Here is a 19513-nt window from a genome sequence, read left to right as displayed (position 1 = left end):
GGCATCGGCATCGGCATCTGAATCAGAGTCTGCATCCGAATCGCTGTCCGCATCTGAGTCGCTATCTGAATCTGAGTCGCTATCTGCGTCAGCATCCGCATCAGCGTCAGCATCTGCGTCAGCATCTGCGTCAGCATCAGCGTCAGCATCCGCATCAGCGTCAGCATCTGCGTCAGCATCCGCATCGGAATCGGCGTCTGCGTCTGCGTCTGCGTCAGCATCGGCATCTGCATCTGCATCTGCATCAGCATCAGCATCCGCATCGGCATCAGCATCCGCATCGGAATCGGCGTCAGCGTCAGCATCCGCATCCGCGTCGGAATCTGCGTCGGCATCCGCGTCAGCATCCGCATCGGCATCAGCATCGGCGTCAGCGTCTGCGTCGGCATCAGCGTCGGCATCGGCGTCATCCTCAATAATTATTGAATCCGAATCACCACTACTTGCTAATAAATCAACATTTATGAGCCCTGATCCAACTGCTGATCTAAAGTTATATTCATGTCTTCCTGGTTGATCAGAATCTGGCAAAATACCACCAGCTGTTAGTGCATTTAAATCTAAAGTTAAAGTATAAGTTATTCTACTAGCCAAAGATATTGCTGCTAATCTTGGTGCTTGACCATATATTACCCCTGTGTTTGGATCAATATTTATATCATTCCCTGTTATTGATCCTGTTCTTCTTGGCCCTACTAACAATGTGGGGGGCAAATCATAATCAATTTTTACAGCGTTTCTAAAATTAGGGTCTGACATTAATGTTCTAAATTGAGGTGGCAATTGAAAAGTCGGATAAGTAGAGCCTAATGCTACATTTAAGAGTGGACTCCCTTCTAATTTCAATTGTAACTTCCCATCATTATGGGATGCATCTAAATTCATATCACCAAGTAAATTTACATCAATTAAAGCATTTGTGCTAATATTCCCTATTCTCTTATTTGAAGCTTCGGTTTGTGTATTATTCGTTATAACTTTTGATGAAGATTCATCTTTTGATGTTTCTACTTTTTCGGTTGTATTTTTTACAGACTCATCTTCTTTGGTTTTATTATCAGAAGCAACATCTTTTTCTGAGTCTTTATTTGCATCTATGTCTTCTTTTGTTGCATCTTCTTCATTACTTGATTCATCAGCATTATCACTATCTGTTTCCTCTGAATTATCTTCTAAGTCACCTTTTATAGTTGTAACATCTTCAGATGTTTCCTCAGAGTCAGTTGCACTATCTTCATCTGCTTCTGATGTAGTAACTTCTACATTTTGTTCATCAGTTGAAGAATCTTCTGATTCATTCCCTTGTTCAGTTTGATCTACTGTTGTTTCTTCTGAATTTTGATTATTTGAATCTTTTAAGTCATTATTACTTAATGGATGCTCTCGAGACGGTTGACCGTCATATGTAGCTTCCCCTTGATCATTCGTTACTTCTTCATTATTTATTGCTTCGGATGAACTTTCTGCAACATCAGAGGTATTACTATTCTCTTGTTGTGAAGTTGGTTCTTGAACTTCTGATTCATTTATTTCATTTCCCGTATTATTACTCGTAACATCGACTTTCGAATCTTGCTCAGTTGATTTTAAAGTCGATTGTTGTTGTTCAGAATTTAAACTCCTTTCTTTTATTGAATCACTATCATCAGAATCATCTGATGCATTACCCAAAATCTTGAAAGATGTTTCATAATTATTTTCGCTTGCTTCTACTGTATTTAAACCTGAGTACAGCGTTAAACCTATTAAAACTGATCCTGCTCCTACTGTGAATTTGCGTATTGAGTATCTTCTCTTTTCTCTCATATATTACTCCTCCCAAATTATTTAAATACAACTTAATATTACTATAAAATTTTAATTTTGCACTATATTTTTTTATTGCAAAACTAGCATTATACAATGTAACTATATTTATATAAGTTATTTTAATTGTTATAAAATTACATTTAAGGAGTAAACAAAATAAATTAGACCATTTAATAGTATTTATATATTTCTAAATATATATCATTTTATATATTTAGAAAGAATTGTTTTAATATACAAATTCTGCGCGAGACATATTTTGAGCGAGTGAGTACTAGTATAATAAGTTAACTAATAATAATCATATTATTTTGAAAACTTTATCTGAATAATAAAATTTTCAAAAAAAAAAGAAACAGCTAAACTGTTTCTTACTCACGGATTGTTCCTAAACCGATATTCATTTCAAATATAAATTCTATAAGACCTTTCCTATATGGAATAAATAAACCTTCTTTAATCATGTCTAATAATTCATATTTTGTAACCCATTTTACTTCTTGTACTTCTTCTGTTGGAAAGCTTAGTTTCTCTATATTTATATCTTGATGCACTATGAAAAAATCATCATATCCGTCGTCAAAATTAATTGTGAAATGTGGTCTTCGATTAGTTAAATCTAATTGAATACCTAGTTCTTCATATGTTTCTCGTTCTGCTGCATCTCTATTTGTATCACCTTGAACAGCACTACCTCCTGCTGAAAAGTCCCACTTACCTGGCCATCCTTGTTTGTCATCTCTTCTTTTTTGTATTAGCAATTGTCCCTGTTTATTAATAATACAAACATGAATCACAAGATGATATCGATTAGCAGGCACTTCATTTCCTCTTGTCATCGTTTCATTTAATAACTGCCTATTTTCATCGTATAAATCCCAATTCTCCATTCTCACCACTCCGTAATCATAGTAATCATATTTTATCATATTGAAATTAACACCTTGTTATAGCTATTCATAAGTTATGTGTATTATTACAACCATTCATTTAGGTGTATGGTGTAAGGAAAGGGGATGATATATTGAATAATATTTTTCATGATGAGCAGAATAAGTATATGTATAGTGGACGAAAGGTTGATTATAAATGGGTATCTTTGATAAGTAGCATCATCAAACAATCTAATATTGATATGGATGATGCACTAGACATTGGTTGTGGTGGCGGCATTTATACAAATCAATTAAGTGAATTTGGATTCAAGCATGTCTTAGGTATAGACCAATCTGAAGTAATGATCGCATCAGCTAATGAACAAGCTTACAATAACCATATACAATTTGAAGTTGGAGATATATTCAATAATCATTTAGCCAACCAGTCACAGAATTTTATACTTTCAAGAGCACTCATTCATCATATTCAAGATTTACAAAAAGCTTTTTTAGAAACAAAGCGTATTCTAAAAGATAACAGCATATTTGTTATTCAAGATCGAACTATTGAAGATTTAGCGATTCCTGCTTCTTCAAACAATCTACGCGGATATTTATATGAGCATTTTTCAAGACTTCGGGATTTTGATTCAAAGAGAAGACATTCAGAAGTAGATGTTACAAACGCATTGTATGATGTTGGATTTAATAATGTTGAAACTTTAAAAATTAATGAAATTAGACAATCATATGCAATGATAGAATCCTTACAGCATGATTATTTATCAAGAAAAGGTCGTAGTATTCTATTTGAATTATCAGACCAAGAATTAAAATCATTTGTAGCACAATTTCCCAAATATGTAGGAGACTATTCTCCCATAATAGAAAAAGATCAGTGGACACTTTGGGTAGCATATCATTAAAAAAGCATGGGATATTATCCCATGCTTTACACTTCTTCGGACTTTTGTAACTATGGCATGCCTTAGTTACATTTCCTCAAACTTTTGTTACTATAGACCGCCTTAATTACATTTCCTCGGACTTTTGTTACTATAGACCGCCTTAATTACATTTCCTCGGACTTTTGTTACTAACGGCTGCCTTAGTTACATTTCGCCAGACTTTTGTTACTAACGGACTCCTTAGTTACATTTCGCCAGACTTTTGTTACTAACGGACTCCTTAGTTACATTTCGCCAGACTTTTGTTACTAACTCCTGCCTTATCCCATGCTTTTACTACATATTTACCTAAATATGTTTTCTTTTTTCTTACCTCTTGCTAACTCATCTATTAATTTGTCTAAGTATCTAATTTCTTGCATAAGTGGTTCTTTGATTTCTTCAACTCTTATGCCACATATGACGCCTTTGATCAGTTTTCTATTTGGATTCATATTTGGTGCTTCTTCAAAAAATGTTCTAAAATCAGTTTTGTTCTCTAATTGCTGATCTAATGATTCTTGACTATAACCTGTTAACCAAATGATGATTTCATCTACGTCTGCTTTTGTTTTACCTTTTTTCTCAGCTTTTGTGACGTAATGTGGATAAACATTTGATACTGGCATGTCATATATTTTTTCATTCTTCATTATGCATCCCTCATTTTTATCTTTACTCTATTATAAAGGTAACAGCATTTCTTGACTAATTTTTATCGTTATTCATCATCTTCATCTAAGCCTTGTAGTAAATCATTTACTTTTACGATACTTTTTTGTGTTTCATTAATGATGTCCGCTTCTTGATTCAGCATTTCTCCATTTAAATATGCAATAACCATAGGCAAGTTCATTCCAGCATATAAATCAAACTGTTTTCCAGTCATTAAAGTTTTAGAAATGACATTGGCTGGTGTACCACCTAGTAAATCTGTAAATACAGTTACTTCTTCATCAGTGATTGCTGCTAGAAATTTCTTTTCAAAGTCTTCTTGTCCTTCATCAGGCAAAAGTGCAACAGTTTCAATATTATCTTGTGGTCCTAATATCATTTCAACACTTTCTTTTAAACCTTCACACATTGAACCATGACTTGCTAAAATTAATTTTCCCATTGTGAAAACTCCTATTGATTAAATTTTTGCTAATACGCCTAATGCAGATAATATAACCGTTACAATGATAACGATAAAAATTGCACGCGTTGAATTCATATGTTTTTTGCCTAATAACCAATAAACACCTAGTACAATTGCTAATGGTAATAATTTTGGTAAAATCATATCGACATTATTTTGAATATTAACGGTTAAATCACCAATTTTTGGTTCCCATGCAAATTGAACTTTAACCATCGTGGCGACGAGTGCTCCGACCATAAATACCCCGAGCAATGTAGCAGCATTTGTTAATGATTCGAGTTTATGTTGCATCGTTGTTACTAAAGATATACCTTCTTTGTATGCAAATTCTAATTGTTTCCATCTAAAGACCATAACGGCAATTTGTGCTGCTAACCATATAAAAGCACCAAAAGGATTTCCGTTAATCGCCATATTGGCAGCTAACGCCCCAAATATAGTTGGAATTAATGAACCGAATATAGAGTCACCTACTGCTGCGAATGGTCCCATTAAACCTACTTTCATACCACTTACAGATTCTTTAGATTTAATCTGTTCTTGCTCTTCCATCGCGACATCAATACCCGTCACAATTGTGTTGAAAAAGTTACTCGTATTGAAGAATTGAGCATGTGTATGCATCATTTCTTTTAGTTCTGGTGTATCGTCACCATAAATTTTACGTAATTGTGGAAGCATAATATATAAATAGCCAGATCCTTGCATACGTTCATAGTTCCATCCAGCTTGGAACCCTAATAAACTTCTTCTATTAATTTGTCTAAAATCTTTTTTAGTTAATTTATACTGACCTTCTGATATGACATTTTGTTCTTTAGGATCAACATTTTGATTATAGTTCGTCATCTTCAATCTCCCCTTCATCATCATTTTGAGAATTAGAAGTATTCATTTCTCCAGGTTGTACTGGTTTTGCTAAAGAAGTACGTTTGTATTCCATTGCAGCAAACGAAAATCCAATTAACGCAATGGCTAACATAGGTAGAGGATTGAATACAGTATCAAATTTCTTATCAAGTCCTGAAACAGCTGTACCTAAACCGCTCATACCATCAAATACTGTAGCTAATAACGCTGTTAATACAAATCCTAAAATGAAATACATATAATGTTTCTTAATAGGTAAGTATCTTAATAAGATTGCAAAACCGACTGCTGGTAGTACAGCTCCTGCAGTTGTTAATCCATCTCCTAGCCACTTTAAGTCGGAGTTTAAATAGTTCACAACTGTCTTAACGACAGAACCGCCGAAAGCTAATGCTAAGAATACTGGAATCATTCTTGATAATGCCCATGGAATAATACCTGCAATGTAATAACGTTCAATGCCTTTATAATCCATTTGTTCGATTTTTGCGTCTATACGATGTGCAAAGAATGTGTTTGTAAATCGAGCTAGAATATCTGTTTGAATCATCAAACTCGCAACAGGTACAGCTAATGTTGCAATTGCTTGAGTCGGCTGCATACCTAATGCAACTGAGAAAGCTACCGCTAAAATTGTACCTGAGTTCGCATCAATTCTAGATGCACCACCGAATGTACCAACACCTAAAATAGTTAACTGCATGCTACCACCGATAATTAAGCCAGTTGTTACATCTCCCATGATTAACCCTGCAATTAAACCAGCGAATACGGGTTGACTTATTGAAGAATAAAGATGAAGTTCATCCCATATTTGATAACCCGCATATAATGTTAAAAGCAGAACTTGCCACCATAATATTTCCATAATTAAAAACCCCTTTTTGTTTGAATATTATTTAATCAATGACATGAAATCCTCACTGTTATCATTTGGAACCATTTGCGAAATAATTCGAATACCTTTGTCGTTAAGCTGTTTAAACATTTCTATATCTTTATCCGTAACATTAATCGAACGCTTGATTGATCTTGTTTCCTTCGTTTGAGACATATTACCAACATTTAACTCATCAATTTTCACACCGTAGTTTACAAGTTCTAAAAATTGATCAGGTCCTTTGGCAATCACCATTAATCTTTGAGAGTCATATTTACCATTTAATATGTTATCCGCAGCCTTTTTAACAGGTAATACACTTAATTTAACACCAGCTGGCGTTGCTAATTTAAGCCCACTTTTATCCACTGTACTTTCTGCGACAACATCATCAATAACCATAAGTCTTGTAATATCTAGCTTTGTCGTCCACAAATTTGCTACTTGCCCGTGAATCAGCCTACCATCAATTCTATTCGCTATAATTGTCATTTAAATCTCTCCCTTTTTTTGAATAAATTTAGGTTCTTTCACCAAATTAATTTCTTGGTTATATGTCCCTTCAGTATCAAAAATAATAATTTCATTTTCCCCTTCATGAAGCAGTGTTTTTGATATATATAGGGATGCTGTTGGTCCAACATTCCAATATCTACCTATATTCACGCCATTCACTAATACTACGCCTTTGGAGAAAGCGCTTACATCAATGTGCGTATTGTTTGCTTCATTTAACATAAACACATACCTGTATAATGCAGGTGTATCTTTAATCCATTCTTCTTCAAAATGCTCCTTGTTTAGTTGCTCTAATTGAATATGGAATTGTTCATAGTCTTGAACAAAGTGCAAATCTTGCATTAAACCTTGTCCTAAACCTTTTCTTTGTGTACTTGCAAGCAATTTATATCCATAATTTACACGTCCCATATTTTCAACGAGTATATCAATTTGAGGGTCTTCTGATTGTAATTCAGCTTCAAAAGTATCCCCGATTTCTTGTTGATAGGCCGTATAAACATGTTCACCATCTATATACATCTTTACTCTATCTCTTGCATCAACAATTCTAAATTTTTCAATGGATGAATCTTTGTGTACTTTCGTGCGATAAAGCATGTAACCAAGTCCATCACCCGCTTCTTCCATCGTTTCTGGATATTTAGAAGTCGTCTTGTACGATATTTCATCTAGAACATTAAACAAACTGACTTTATCCTGTAGTTGAATATGTTTCAATTCAATAAAATCTTTTATTAACGGTTCTGCTTGTTCAATATGTGGTATTTCTTCTTTGAGCATTTTCTGCAAATCATAATACTTTTGAGTCGGATTGCCCATTTCATTAAGAGGTGCATCATAGTCATAAGAAGTAATTTGAGGCAAATCTACCGAACCTCTAGCTGAGCAACCGTTCCAGAATCCATAATTCGTACCACCATGAAACATATATAAATTGATATGTCCTTGTTGAACGGCAGTTCTTACTTCGGCAACTAAATCATCACTTTCTCGTTTAATAATGTCGTCGCCCCATCGATTAAACCAACCATCCCAAAATTCCATACACATGAGCGGCCATTTTTTCTGAAATTCATCATGGAATGATTTTAAATTTTGAAAGTTTATATCAGTCTTAGATCCAAAGTTAGCGGTTGGTAAAATATGATCTTCAGCCATACTGCCTGCCCTCAAAGTTTGTGCCCATCCGCCATCAGATGTAAATAGTGGCACTGTTGTACCATGTTTAATCATTAAATCTTTAATCATATTTAAATATGATTTATCTTCACCGAATGAGCCATATTCATTTTCAATCTGCATCATAATAATAGGTCCATTATGATCAATTTGTAACGGCTTTAATATTTTAAATAATTGTGCATAATATCGGTCTACTTTATCGATAAATCTTTGGTCTGACGAACGAATTCTCATGTCTTTGTAATTGAGCAACCATGAAGGTAAACCTCCAAACTCCCATTCTGCACATATAAATGGAGATGGTCTTATAATCACGTATAGACCTAATTCTTCAGCCAACTGAATAAAGTGTTGAATATCTTTTTCGCCACTAAATTCAAAGTGTTCTTCCCGAGGCTCGTGATAATTCCACGGAATATAGGTTTCAACTGTGTTAAAACCGAGTGCCTTTAAATTGTATAATGAATGATACCAGTCATCCTTAGGTACTCTAAAATAATGAATAGCACCAGACAATATTTGAATAGGCTTATCATCTAATAAGAAATCAGTGTTAATTTCAAATTTATGCATCTTTACACCACCTGTTCTTTGTTTATCTTATTGGAGTTGCTGTCTTCTGTATGATGTTATTGAGCGTCTCTAAATTATGAATGCCTTCACTGTTCAACCATTCTTTAGCAGCTTCTTGACCTTGTTCTTTGAGTACAACAGTTCCACCTTGCCATGTTGCACGTCCGCATAATACACCATTGAAATGCGCACCACTTTCATGTGCAAAGACAAGTGTATCTTTAAATTGTTGTGAAGTTAAACCCCCACTTAAATATATGTAAGGTATTGAAGTTGCTGTCTCTTGCTCTTTAAAATATGATGCCGCTTCTTCTTTACTAAAGACATAGTCTTCTGCAAAACCTTCGACATAGTTCATATTAACGGGTGTTTCAACTTTAAGTACATCGACGTTATACTTTTCATCACTAAAAGCTTTCATCGCCTCTATCACTTTATGTGGTCTTACTTTAGCAAATGACCCGCCTTTTACATCACCTATTTGATCATCATAAGTTAAGATTTCTAATAGGAACGGAATATTCTCTTCGACCGTTTCTTGTCCAACTTGTTGTACTAAATCTTTCTTTACATTGTTAATATCGTCCGGTTCATCAACATCATAATAGATGAGTAATTTAATACCGTCAGCACCCATCTCTTTTAATTGTTTAACAGATAAACCTTCAACTAATCTTGGTAATCTACCAACTACTGATTTATCGTATCCTGTTTGTTCATAAGCTAAAATTAATCCAGCGTCTTTAGCCTTAGCTTGTATGCCCTCTTTACCATATTCAGGGTCTAATAGAATACTAGAACCACTTGGTGAAAGTGTTTCAGATACAAGTTTTTTAAATAATGCAATGTTGTCATCCGTTCCTTGTTCACCTAGTAATCTTTTGAGTGCTCCTCTTTGGTCAACAGCAATTGCAGCGAATATCCCTTTGTCATCGACGAGTTTATTTATATTTTTATTTGTCATGCTAATTTCTCCACTCCCACTTTTTTGATTAAATCATCCACTTCTTGTTGAATGATTTTTCCCGTTGCAGCTTGCATCGCATTTGAAGTACCACATGCTAAAGCTGTTTGAATTGTCGTTACAGGATCTAAATCATACTCCACACTATAAGCGATACCTGCTACAGTAGCATCTCCTGAACCTACAGGATTAACCGCATTTATGTTTGGTAAAGTTGCTTTGTAAATCGACTGTTTCAATTTAATAATCGCACCTTCAGAACCAAGCGTTACAAATACATCCACTTCTTTAAATAACTGATTTGTTTTTAGAATCTTGATAATGTCTTGGTGACTTAACTCCTTTTGATGAACTAAGTCTTCAAATTCTGATTGATTAGGTTTTATCGCATGAATATGAGCACACTGTCCTAAAATTCCTTTTAACGATTGTCCATCTATATCGACAATGTTGTAACTATGCGTTAATGTATTTAAAATTTTAATCATATATGCAGTCTTTGACTGATTCATTAACTTAGGTGTGCTTCCGCTGATGGTTACAACTTTATACTGATGCGCAATATCCGTTAATTGTTTAAGATACAAAGATTGCGATGCTTCAGATATTTCAGGTCCAGCTTCAAGAATTTCAGTTTGATGTTCACCATCGTTAATCGCGATACACTGTCTTGTATTGCCTTCTATATCTATGAATTGAAGTTGAATATTTCTTTGTTCGAGTTGAGTTTGGATCCATTGTCCATTCGCTCCACCTAAATAACCTGTAGCTGTCACGTCTACACCTAAATCATTCAGAACTTTCGTCACATTTATACCTTTACCGCCAGCATTTTTAATCATTTGTGTCGGTCTATGCACTGCCCCAATTTCAAGACTTTCAACTTGATAGCTGATATCGATAGATGGATTTAATGTATTTGTCAAAATCATTCTTCTCACCCTTTAGCTATATGGATATATTGTTACCCCTTTAACAACACGATTGATAAAGCCATCTGGACTCGGATTATCAGGATTCAAGCCAAGTTCGACAGATTTTTTGCTTGCTAGTAATTGACCAAACATTAAATAAATCAGCCCTATTTCAAAGTCATTATAATCCTCGATATTTGGTATTTGTGTACTTTCATCTGAAGATTGACCATCTAAAATAAGCAACTGGTACTTATCTTTAACTTTGTTTACTTCATTTAATAAGTCACTTTCATAGTCTCGTTTATATGTTTCATTACTTCTAAGTAATATAAAAATAGAACCTTTCTTTAATCCTGCTTTTGGACCATGTCTAAACCCTAATGTCGTTTCTCTAGCAATCTCAACATGACCGCCTGTTAGTTCGTTTAATTTTAAGCTAACTTCTTTAGTAAGTTCACCTAACAATCCAGTTCCTACGTAAAATACTTTTTCAAATGATTTTTGTAATGTTTGATCTGCTAGTTCTTCCAAATATTCAAATAGCGAATCTGCAGTATCATAAAAGTCATTTGTAATCGATCCGTTAAATAATAAATAACCTGCTACAAGCATTGAAGAAAAGCTTGATGTCATGGCTAGTGATTTATCATTTGTTTGTTTAGGAAGAATCACTTTAAAAACATGTTTTAAACTTTCTTCAGTTGCTAAATAACCACTTTTATTATTTGTGATAAATAAATGATGTACGTTATCTGATAACTGCTCGACTAAATCAATCGTTGCTTTCGTTTCAGGACTGTTACCAGATCTAGCAAATGACACAATTAAATACGTCGTTTCTGAATCTATATACGCTTCAGGACTCGTAACAAAGTGTGTCGTTGGCACAGATTCAAAGTCCCACTTAGGCATATGTTTCGTATCAATTGCTGTTCTTAAAATATCTCCGACATACGCTGATGACCCTGCACCCGTAAATAGTACCTTTAACTTCCCAGTTGTATTTTTCTCTATATCTTTAATGAATTTGTCAAAATCTGATTTAATATCCTTAATAATCTCTTCTGTTAATTGCCACATTTCAGGTTGTTGTTTAATCTCCGAATATGTGTCCGTTGTGTTTAACAATACTTTCCCCTCCAATATTGGTAATGTTGTCATAACCAGTTTGTATATATAAAGACTATATTAAGTCTACTGTGTACTTATAGTCTTTACCGCTTGCAACACTCTCTGTGTACTCAATAATCTCATCATTTACAAAACTATATCTTTCTATAAACATACAAGGATCATTAACATTTTTCTCTAAATGTTGCGCTTGTTCTTTAGTTATATTTTTTGCTGTTAATGTTTCATAAGCATGATTGATTTGAATTTGGTAATGAGTATTTAATGTTTCGTATAATGATACTTCATTAAAATCAAATCGATCCAACCCTTCGCAATTCTTTAAAGGTAAGTAACTAGTCTCAAATACTAACGGTTTATCATTGGCTAATCTTAACCTCTTAAGTTCATACACTTCTTGAAATGATTTGAGCTGCATTTTTTCTTGAATATAAATACTAGGCTTTACTCTTTGAATACTTATTACCTTTGTACTTGCTTTGTCGCCGCTTTTTTCAACTTCATCTTTGAAGCTATAAAGATTGTTCATCTTCTGATTATATTGATTACCTAATACAAAAGACCCTTTACCATGTTCTCTTTGAATTAAACTTTCTGCTTCTAAGTTATCAAGCGCTTCTCTAATCGTGATTCTGCTAACATCGTATTCATCGCAAAGCTTTCGTTCTGAAGGTAACTTGTCGCCTTCTTTGTATTCACCAGAAATAATCTTATCTTTAATTTTTGCATAAACTTGATAATATAAATGTGTATTTTTTAACATCTCAATCATTCCTATTCCAACTGGTTATAACCAGTTTTAATTATAAATCATTCTCTTTAAAATGTAAACGCTTTATAAAAATGTATATTTTCACTACTCTAACTTTTAGGTTGATATGGTTTTATGCTCATAAATATCGCTACAAGAGCGAGTATTAATAAGGAAGATGCAAATATCAATGCACCGTTATAGTTATTAGAACTTCCGATAAGGATACCTGCAAAATATGGTGCCACAACTTGTCCGAGACTATATATAAATGTAAGTAAAGCGACTAAATTTCTTCCTGAGACAGCACTCATGAGTTGACCACGAGACATAAATAAAGTCGTTAATCCTAAGAATGTCCCACCAAACAGACATGAACTTATGATTAAGGCTATAATATTATGCGAAAATACTGGTAAGATTACGCCGATAATTTGAAGAATAAAAGCTAAATATATCGCTTTAATAAATCCAATCTTATTGCCTAAAATAGACCATAATACACATGAAGGTATTGCTGCCATACCGACAAACATCCAACTAAGGGCTGCGTATTCTTTTAAATCAGGAATAGATTCAACAATCGCAACTAAGAACGTACCTGTGACAATATATCCTGCACCTTCTAATAAATAAGCAATTGAAAAACATATCATAAACCATTTTGTATATAATGCGCTATTTTGATCATTTATATGTATTGCCTTTTGTTCTAAGTTGACAGGTTCTTTAATTTCTTTCATAAAGAATATAACTATAAAACTTAATATTAATGAAGCGATGCCTAAGATAATCCATGTTGATGCCCAAGTATTATAATCCGTATAAATTTGAATAAATATACTACTTGTAAATATACCAATCCCTACACCACTATATAAGAATCCAGATAAATGAGATTTCCCACCTTTATTTAAAGACTCGAGCACAACATTTGAAGCTAACACAAATACAGTACCACTTGTAATGCCAGCAATGAATCTTAAAATATTCCATACAAGAAAACCTTGCGTAACACCCATTAATAGAACAGAAATAATATTGATTAATAAATAAATTTTTAAATCTACCACTTTACTTTTAATAATTAAAAAGGTCGGAATCATCGCACCAATTAAATATCCTAAGTAATTTACCGTAGCCAGTAAACCAGCATTCTGGTTTGTTAAATGAGTCGCCTTTTGCATAAAAGGTAAAATAGGCGTGTACGAAAATCGCCCAATTGCCATGACAATAAATAGTGATAACATTCCTAGCAGTAATTGTTTATATGCTTTATTTGCTGACAATTTATGCACCTCATTTTCTATATTTAAACATTATTATCCTCCTCATAGCATTAATATACAAGATGAATTTATAGCAGAAAGATGAGGAAAATGAGGAGAATTATTGGTAATGAGTGTAGTAAGAGCTCTTGTGAACACTTCTGGCTAAACTTGTTCGTAACGGGGGCGTTAGTTACAAAACTCGAACGAAGTGTTACTATGGATAGCCTTAGTTACAAAACTCGGACAAAGTGTTACTATGGACTGCTTTAGTTACAAAACTCGAACGAAGTGTTACTATGGATAGCCTTAATTACAAAACTCGAACGAAGTGTTACTATGGACGGCCTTAATTACAAAACTCGGACAAAGTGTTACTATGGACGGCCTTAATTACAAAACTCGGTCGAAGTGTTACTATGGATAGCCTTAGTTACAAAACTCGGACAAAGTGTTACTATGGATAGCCTTAGTTACAAAACTCGGACAAAGTGTTACTATGGATAGCCTTAGTTACAAAACTCGAACGAAGTGTTACTATGGACGGCCTTAATTACAAAACTCGGCTGAAGTGTTACTATGGATTGCCTTAGTTACAAAACTCGAACGAAGTGTTACTATGGACGGCCTTAATTACAAAACTCGGCTGAAGTGTAACTAACGCACTCAGTATTTGCACTTTCAGCCAAAACTGCTCGTAACGGTATCAGTATTTGCACCTTCAGCCAGAACTGCTTATAAAAAATGCCAACAAAATCACAGTTGTGACTTTGTTGGCATGATACGAGACTATTATTTAGGTCTCATTTTTATTTACTATTTTTTGTTTTTCTTCTACCTATGAAGAACAATGAACCTAATCCAGCTATAAGTGATCCAAATAATGCATATTGTGTATTATCAAGCTCACCTGTATTTGGTAATTCATTTTTATTTTCTTGTTTCTTAGCTTGTTCTTTTGGTTGCTCAGTTGTCGCTTTATCTTTACTTAATTCTTGTTTTGTTGCTTCAACTTTATCTTTGCTTGCTACTGGCTCAACTGGCTTTTGTTCTTCTTTATTTGTGTTAACTTGTTCTTTTGCTGGTTTAGTTGTTGGTTTAGTGCTTACATTAACAACAGGCTCAGCTTTTTGATCTGGTTTAACTGTTGGTTGTTGGTCTTTAGTTGGTTCTTGTTTTTGGTCAGTTGTTGGAGCCGTTTTTTGATCCGGTGTTGCTGTTGATGGCTGATCTTTTGTTGGCTCTTGTTTATTATCTGGAGCTGGACTTGGTGTTGGTTCTGGACTTGGTTCCGGACTTGGTTCAGGAGTCGGCTCTGGACTTGGTTCAGGGGTCGGCTCTAGACTTGGTTCCGGACTTGGTTCTGGTGTCGGTTCTGGACTTGGTTCTGGTGTCGGTTCTGGACTTGGTTCCGGACTTGGTTCTGGTTCTGCTACTGATGCTCCTGGAATAGCTTTATCAAAAATAACGCGTGTTGTGTATTCTTTATCAGTATTATCATAAGGATTTACGATACGTGATTTAGATATTAGTGATGTCACACCTGATGGTACTTCAACTTTCACAATACGCTTCTCACTATCTTCTGCTAATATTGTTGTATTTAGTTTTTCTTCACCATTATATAATTCAAAATTTTTCCAGAATTCAGGACGTAATAATGTAAACTTAATAAATGTTTTTCCATTTTCATGGCTTACTTTTGAAGGATGTTCAAAAAATCGGTCCGTTATTGAATTTGAATCATTATTTTCTTTTTTTACAACGAAACCAAAGTCTTCTCCTTCATTGTCTGCAGATACAGTAGTTCCGTCTGTATTAGTTGGTTCCGGACTTGGTTCTGGTGTCGGTTCTGAACTTGGTTCTGGAGTCGGCTCCGGACTTGGTTCTGTATTGTCAGTTGCATCTCCTAAGTCCTTAATTCTTACATGGTATGAACCTTCATAATCAATATTTGTTGTTATTAAATGAATTTTAATGATTGCATTATAGAAATCTTTACCTTCTACAACAGGGAATAAGATTGTTCTTGTATCTTTTTCACTATCTTTGCTAATTGTAATTGGACGTTTATATCCATCTTCACCTTCTACTTGGAAATCTTTCCACATTGAATCATGCTTTAATGTAATAGCTAACATCTTCTTACCATTATACTCAACTAATTTAGCTGGGTGTTCAACTTCAAAGTCCATATGAGATTGATCCTCTTTAGAACTGTGTAAAACTTTAAAGTCTCTGTCTTTTGCTTTTGAAGTATCTACATTGGTAACTGGTGCTTTTTCAAATTCTGTAACTGCAGATTCTAATTCTTTAGCTAATTTATCTTTAAGTCCTTTTAATACTTCTTGAAGTTGCGGTTTTTCATCATCAGAAACTTTATCGATTAACTTCTCAAGCTCACGAACTTTATCTTCTAAAGTAACAGCTTTATCATATTTCTCTCTATCTTTTTGTTTCTTATAATCATCTGCTGTTGCATAGTTAGATGCGTCTTTAGTAATTGGTTTATCAAATACTATATGACCAAGTTCATGTTCAGTCTTACTATCAAGTGCAAGTACAGTTCCTTTTACTTTTAATTCTTGCGTATTTTTATTAACTTTGACTCTAATAGTAGCTACTTCGTTATCCGTATCATATGAAACAACTTCATAGTCTAACTTTTTATCGCCATCAAATAAATCAAACTCAACCCATGTTGAAGGTGCATCCACACGTAATTCTAAAATAGGTTGATCGCCATCAAAAACAATATTTGCTGGATCTTTAATCATAGCAGCATAATAGAATATTTCTGAATTATCTTTAGGATTAATAACTTTAAAGTTAATTGGTCGTTTTTCACCATCAACTGGTTTATTATGAATTTCTTTATTTTTAACATCTTCTCTTAATTTAGAAGTTTGATCTTGATCCGCTTTAGGAGTTTCTGCATCTACTTTTGGTGATTCAGGTTCTGTTTTTGGTGCCTCTGCATCTGCTTTAGGCACTTCTGGAACTACTTGAGATGCATCTGGAATAGCTTTATCAAAAACAACGCGTGTTGTTAAATCGTAATCATAAGTATCACCATAAGGGATATATAAATGCAATTTAGATATAAGTGTTGATACACCTGTAGGTACTTCAACCTGTACCATACGCTGCTCTTCAGTATCTTCTATAATTGTTGTGTTAAGTTTTTCATCACCATTATATAATTCAAACTTCTTCCAAAACTCAGGACGTTTCAATGTAAAGTTAACAAATGTTTTTCCATTTTTATGGATTATTTTCGCAGGATGTTCAAAATAAAGATCTGATACTGATGTTGCATCCTTTTGTTCTTTTTTCACAACGAAACTAAAGTCTTGTCCTTCATTGTCTGCAGATACTTTATCTTCACTTGGTGTTTCTGCTTTTGGTGTTTCTGCTTTTGGTGTTTCTGCTTTTGGTGCTTCTGGTTCGGCTTTTGGAGCTTCTTCTTTTGGTGCTTCTGGAACAGCTTCATCAAAAATAACGCGTGTTGTATATTTGTTATCATAATTAATAAATGGTACAACGATATGTACTTTTGATGTAAGTTCTGAAACGCCTGATGGTACTTCAACTTTAACAACACGTTTATCATCATTTTCTTCTAATGTTGTCATATTAAGTTTTTCGTCACCATTATATAATTCAAACATTTTCCACCAATTAGGGTTTAATAATGTGAAATTCACATATGTTTTTCCATTTTCATAGCTTACTTTTGAAGGATGTTCTAAATAATCATCCATTACTGATTTTGCATCTTCTGCTTCTTTCTTTACAATAAATCCAAAGTCATGTGCTTCATTTTCTTCAGATACAGCACTTTCCTCTTTATCGGTAGTCGCTTCAGTTGTTACATTGTCTTCCGCTTCATCAGATCCAACCGCTGATTCTAATGTTTCATCTTCAGGAAATACTTGTGTTTCTTTACTTGGGTCTGTTGTATCAGGTTCTTCTTTTGCTTCAGATTCTTCTTTTGCTTCAGATTCTTCTCCCGAACTTGTTCCATCATCTGCAGTTGAATCGTCTGCAGATACACTATTTGCAATTGCATCATCTGCATTTACATCTGTTGAGTCAGTCGCATCAGAACCTTGAATTTCTTCAGTTACACCGTCATTACTTTCTGTTTCATTATCTACATTTTCTGCAGCTGGTGCTTCTGCTGTTTCAGCAGCCGAAGCATCGTCTGCTGCTACTGGCTCACTTTGACTATCTTCAGTAGTAGCCGCCGCTTCATTTACTGTATCAACTTTATCTTCCATTGCATTAGCTGTTTGACCTGCTCCCAAAAATAGAGTCGCACCAATAGCAATAGAAGCTATTCCTCCCGACAATTTTCTAATAGAAAAATGATGTTGCTTCTTGATTGTTGAACGATTCTTGTTGTGCTCGTGTTGTGTTGTCATATTCATCTCTCCCGTAAATTAAAGTCGATAATGATAATCGTTATCATTTGTCAATTCAAAATTATACCATCTAATCAAAATTTTAGGAATATACAAATGGATATTTTTGTCATTTTTTTGTTAGATTATACTCGTCTAAATGAGCGCATAAAAAATCAGCTTAGGATATGTTCATCCTAAACTGATTTCACATTTTTTATTCAGCTACTTTTATAACTTGTTTACCAAAATTATCACCAGTAAATAACTTACGGAATGCATTTGGAATTTGATCAAACCCTTCGTCTATTGTAACTTCGGATTTAATTTTCCCTTCTTGTACCCATTGTGCTAACTGTTCACTTGCTTCTTTAATATCTTCATTAAATTGTGCAACAATGAATCCTTGCATCAATGCTTGGCTTTTAATCAATGTTTGTTGAATACGTGGTCCAATGTCTTCGCCTTTAAGATTGTATGAAGAAATTGCGCCACAAACTGGTATACGTGCAAATTTATTTAAATGTTTAAACACTTCATCTGAAAGTGCACCGCCAACATTCTCAAAATAAACATCTATACCATTTGGAACTGCTTGTTCTAATGCTTCAGCAAAATTATCTTTCTTATAATCTATACCTTCATCAAAACCTAATGTTTCAGTTAAGTAATTTACTTTCTCTGATCCACCTGCAATACCTACTACGTGCGCACCTTTCAACTTAGCAATTTGTCCTACGACAGATCCAACCGCACCGGATGCAGCTGAAACTACAACTGTTTCTCCTTCTTGAGGTTTACCAATTTTCAAGAGTCCTTGATAAGCTGTCATACCAGGCATACCGAGTACACTTAAGTATAGATATAACGGTACTTCATTTGATGGAATTTTAGTAACATATTTTTCATTGATTGTTATATATTTTTGCCAAGGTAAAATACCTGTTACAATATCGCCTTCTTTAAGGTCAGAAGCATTTGATTGAACGACTTCTGCAACGATATGGCCGTTAAATGGTTTATCTAATTCATAAGACTGCGTATAACTTTTAGAATCATTCATACGTCCTCTCATGTATGGATCTACAGAAACATATATTGATTTTAATAACACTTCTTCATTATTTGGTTCTTTCACTTCTATTTCTTCATAACGAAATACATCATCTTGAGGGATACCTTCAGTTCTTTTAGCTAATACAATTTGTTCATTTTTCATGGATTATCCTCCTCATTTATAAAAAGTAATTACTTACTTTACGCTTGTAAAT

16 protein-coding genes are annotated in these 19513 nt (G+C 34.0%); 1 reads left to right on the top strand and 15 read right to left on the bottom strand.

Annotated features, from left to right (window positions below):
• The coding region (locus LQ675_RS14020) for a YSIRK-type signal peptide-containing protein (protein WP_239753269.1) at positions 1-1806 on the bottom strand (1806 nt) is incomplete at its 3' end.
• A gap of 374 nt (positions 1807-2180) precedes the next feature.
• Positions 2181-2699 carry an NUDIX hydrolase gene (locus LQ675_RS14015; protein ID WP_172965096.1) on the bottom strand — a complete coding sequence of 173 codons (519 nt, stop codon included), beginning with the start codon at positions 2697-2699 and terminating at the stop codon, positions 2181-2183.
• A gap of 134 nt (positions 2700-2833) precedes the next feature.
• Between LQ675_RS14015 and LQ675_RS14010 the strand changes: the two genes are divergently transcribed.
• On the top strand, positions 2834-3613 hold the full coding sequence (locus LQ675_RS14010) for a class I SAM-dependent methyltransferase (RefSeq protein WP_107610321.1): 780 nt from the start codon (positions 2834-2836) through the stop codon (positions 3611-3613).
• Positions 3614-3939: 326 nt separating this feature from the next.
• Here the strand turns inward: LQ675_RS14010 and LQ675_RS14005 are convergent, their stop codons facing one another.
• The 13 genes from LQ675_RS14005 to LQ675_RS13945 form a co-directional block, all read right to left on the bottom strand.
• Positions 3940-4287, bottom strand: coding sequence for a DUF2200 domain-containing protein (locus tag LQ675_RS14005; RefSeq protein ID WP_048540854.1), 348 nt, complete (start codon positions 4285-4287; stop codon positions 3940-3942).
• 68 nt (positions 4288-4355) lie between these two features.
• Positions 4356-4751, bottom strand: a complete 396-nt coding sequence (locus tag LQ675_RS14000; protein ID WP_048540852.1) for a PTS sugar transporter subunit IIA — start codon at positions 4749-4751, stop codon at positions 4356-4358.
• Positions 4752-4769: 18 nt separating this feature from the next.
• Entirely contained in the window at positions 4770-5627 is an 858-nt protein-coding gene (locus tag LQ675_RS13995; RefSeq protein WP_211097939.1) for a PTS system mannose/fructose/sorbose family transporter subunit IID, read from the bottom strand.
• Complete coding sequence (locus LQ675_RS13990; protein WP_048540851.1) at positions 5614-6516, bottom strand: PTS mannose/fructose/sorbose/N-acetylgalactosamine transporter subunit IIC; 903 nt, start codon at positions 6514-6516, stop codon at positions 5614-5616. Before LQ675_RS13990 ends, LQ675_RS13995 begins: the two co-directional genes overlap by 14 nt.
• A gap of 27 nt (positions 6517-6543) precedes the next feature.
• Positions 6544-7020 carry a PTS sugar transporter subunit IIB gene (locus LQ675_RS13985; protein WP_048540849.1) on the bottom strand — a complete coding sequence of 159 codons (477 nt, stop codon included), beginning with the start codon at positions 7018-7020 and terminating at the stop codon, positions 6544-6546.
• Positions 7021-8805: a glycoside hydrolase family 35 protein gene (locus LQ675_RS13980; protein WP_152291963.1), complete on the bottom strand. Its 1785-nt coding sequence runs from the start codon at positions 8803-8805 to the stop codon at positions 7021-7023.
• A gap of 22 nt (positions 8806-8827) precedes the next feature.
• A complete protein-coding gene (locus LQ675_RS13975; protein ID WP_239728358.1) occupies positions 8828-9769 on the bottom strand; it encodes a tagatose 1,6-diphosphate aldolase in 942 nt (313 codons plus the stop codon).
• Positions 9766-10701, bottom strand: coding sequence for a 1-phosphofructokinase family hexose kinase (locus LQ675_RS13970; RefSeq protein ID WP_075578369.1), 936 nt, complete (start codon positions 10699-10701; stop codon positions 9766-9768). Before LQ675_RS13970 ends, LQ675_RS13975 begins: the two co-directional genes overlap by 4 nt.
• Before the next feature lie 12 nt (positions 10702-10713).
• Entirely contained in the window at positions 10714-11814 is a 1101-nt protein-coding gene (locus tag LQ675_RS13965) for an SIS domain-containing protein (protein WP_239728355.1), read from the bottom strand.
• A 55-nt stretch (positions 11815-11869) separates the two neighbouring features.
• Positions 11870-12580, bottom strand: a complete 711-nt coding sequence (locus LQ675_RS13960; protein WP_048540838.1) for a GntR family transcriptional regulator — start codon at positions 12578-12580, stop codon at positions 11870-11872.
• 98 nt (positions 12581-12678) lie between these two features.
• Positions 12679-13857, bottom strand: a complete 1179-nt coding sequence (locus LQ675_RS13955; protein ID WP_239728334.1) for a YbfB/YjiJ family MFS transporter — start codon at positions 13855-13857, stop codon at positions 12679-12681.
• 788 nt (positions 13858-14645) lie between these two features.
• A complete protein-coding gene (locus tag LQ675_RS13950) occupies positions 14646-18263 on the bottom strand; it encodes an NEAT domain-containing protein (protein WP_239728150.1) in 3618 nt (1205 codons plus the stop codon).
• Between the two features lie 196 nt (positions 18264-18459).
• A complete protein-coding gene (locus LQ675_RS13945) occupies positions 18460-19461 on the bottom strand; it encodes an NADP-dependent oxidoreductase (protein WP_048540835.1) in 1002 nt (333 codons plus the stop codon).
• Between the last annotated feature and the right edge of the window lie 52 nt (positions 19462-19513).

Origin of the sequence: Mammaliicoccus sp. D-M19 (assembly GCF_022386695.1) — a bacterium.
Classification (GTDB): domain Bacteria; phylum Bacillota; class Bacilli; order Staphylococcales; family Staphylococcaceae; genus Mammaliicoccus; species Mammaliicoccus sciuri.
This window is presented reverse-complemented; position numbering and strand designations above follow the sequence as displayed.

Bases quoted from the DNA above. Each gene is read 5' to 3' on its own strand.
- LQ675_RS14015 (WP_172965096.1), bottom strand. From the start codon at position 2,699: ATGGAGAATTGGGATTTATACGATGAAAATAGGCAGTTATTAAATGAA.
- LQ675_RS14005 (WP_048540854.1), bottom strand. From the start codon at position 4,287: ATGAAGAATGAAAAAATATATGACATGCCAGTATCAAATGTTTATCCA.
- LQ675_RS14000 (WP_048540852.1), bottom strand. From the start codon at position 4,751: ATGGGAAAATTAATTTTAGCAAGTCATGGTTCAATGTGTGAAGGTTTA.
- LQ675_RS13995 (WP_211097939.1), bottom strand. From the start codon at position 5,627: ATGACGAACTATAATCAAAATGTTGATCCTAAAGAACAAAATGTCATA.
- LQ675_RS13990 (WP_048540851.1), bottom strand. From the start codon at position 6,516: ATGGAAATATTATGGTGGCAAGTTCTGCTTTTAACATTATATGCGGGT.
- LQ675_RS13985 (WP_048540849.1), bottom strand. From the start codon at position 7,020: ATGACAATTATAGCGAATAGAATTGATGGTAGGCTGATTCACGGGCAA.
- LQ675_RS13980 (WP_152291963.1), bottom strand. From the start codon at position 8,805: ATGCATAAATTTGAAATTAACACTGATTTCTTATTAGATGATAAGCCT.
- LQ675_RS13975 (WP_239728358.1), bottom strand. From the start codon at position 9,769: ATGACAAATAAAAATATAAATAAACTCGTCGATGACAAAGGGATATTC.
- LQ675_RS13970 (WP_075578369.1), bottom strand. From the start codon at position 10,701: ATGATTTTGACAAATACATTAAATCCATCTATCGATATCAGCTATCAA.
- LQ675_RS13960 (WP_048540838.1), bottom strand. From the start codon at position 12,580: ATGTTAAAAAATACACATTTATATTATCAAGTTTATGCAAAAATTAAA.
- LQ675_RS13950 (WP_239728150.1), bottom strand. From the start codon at position 18,263: ATGACAACACAACACGAGCACAACAAGAATCGTTCAACAATCAAGAAG.
- LQ675_RS13945 (WP_048540835.1), bottom strand. From the start codon at position 19,461: ATGAAAAATGAACAAATTGTATTAGCTAAAAGAACTGAAGGTATCCCT.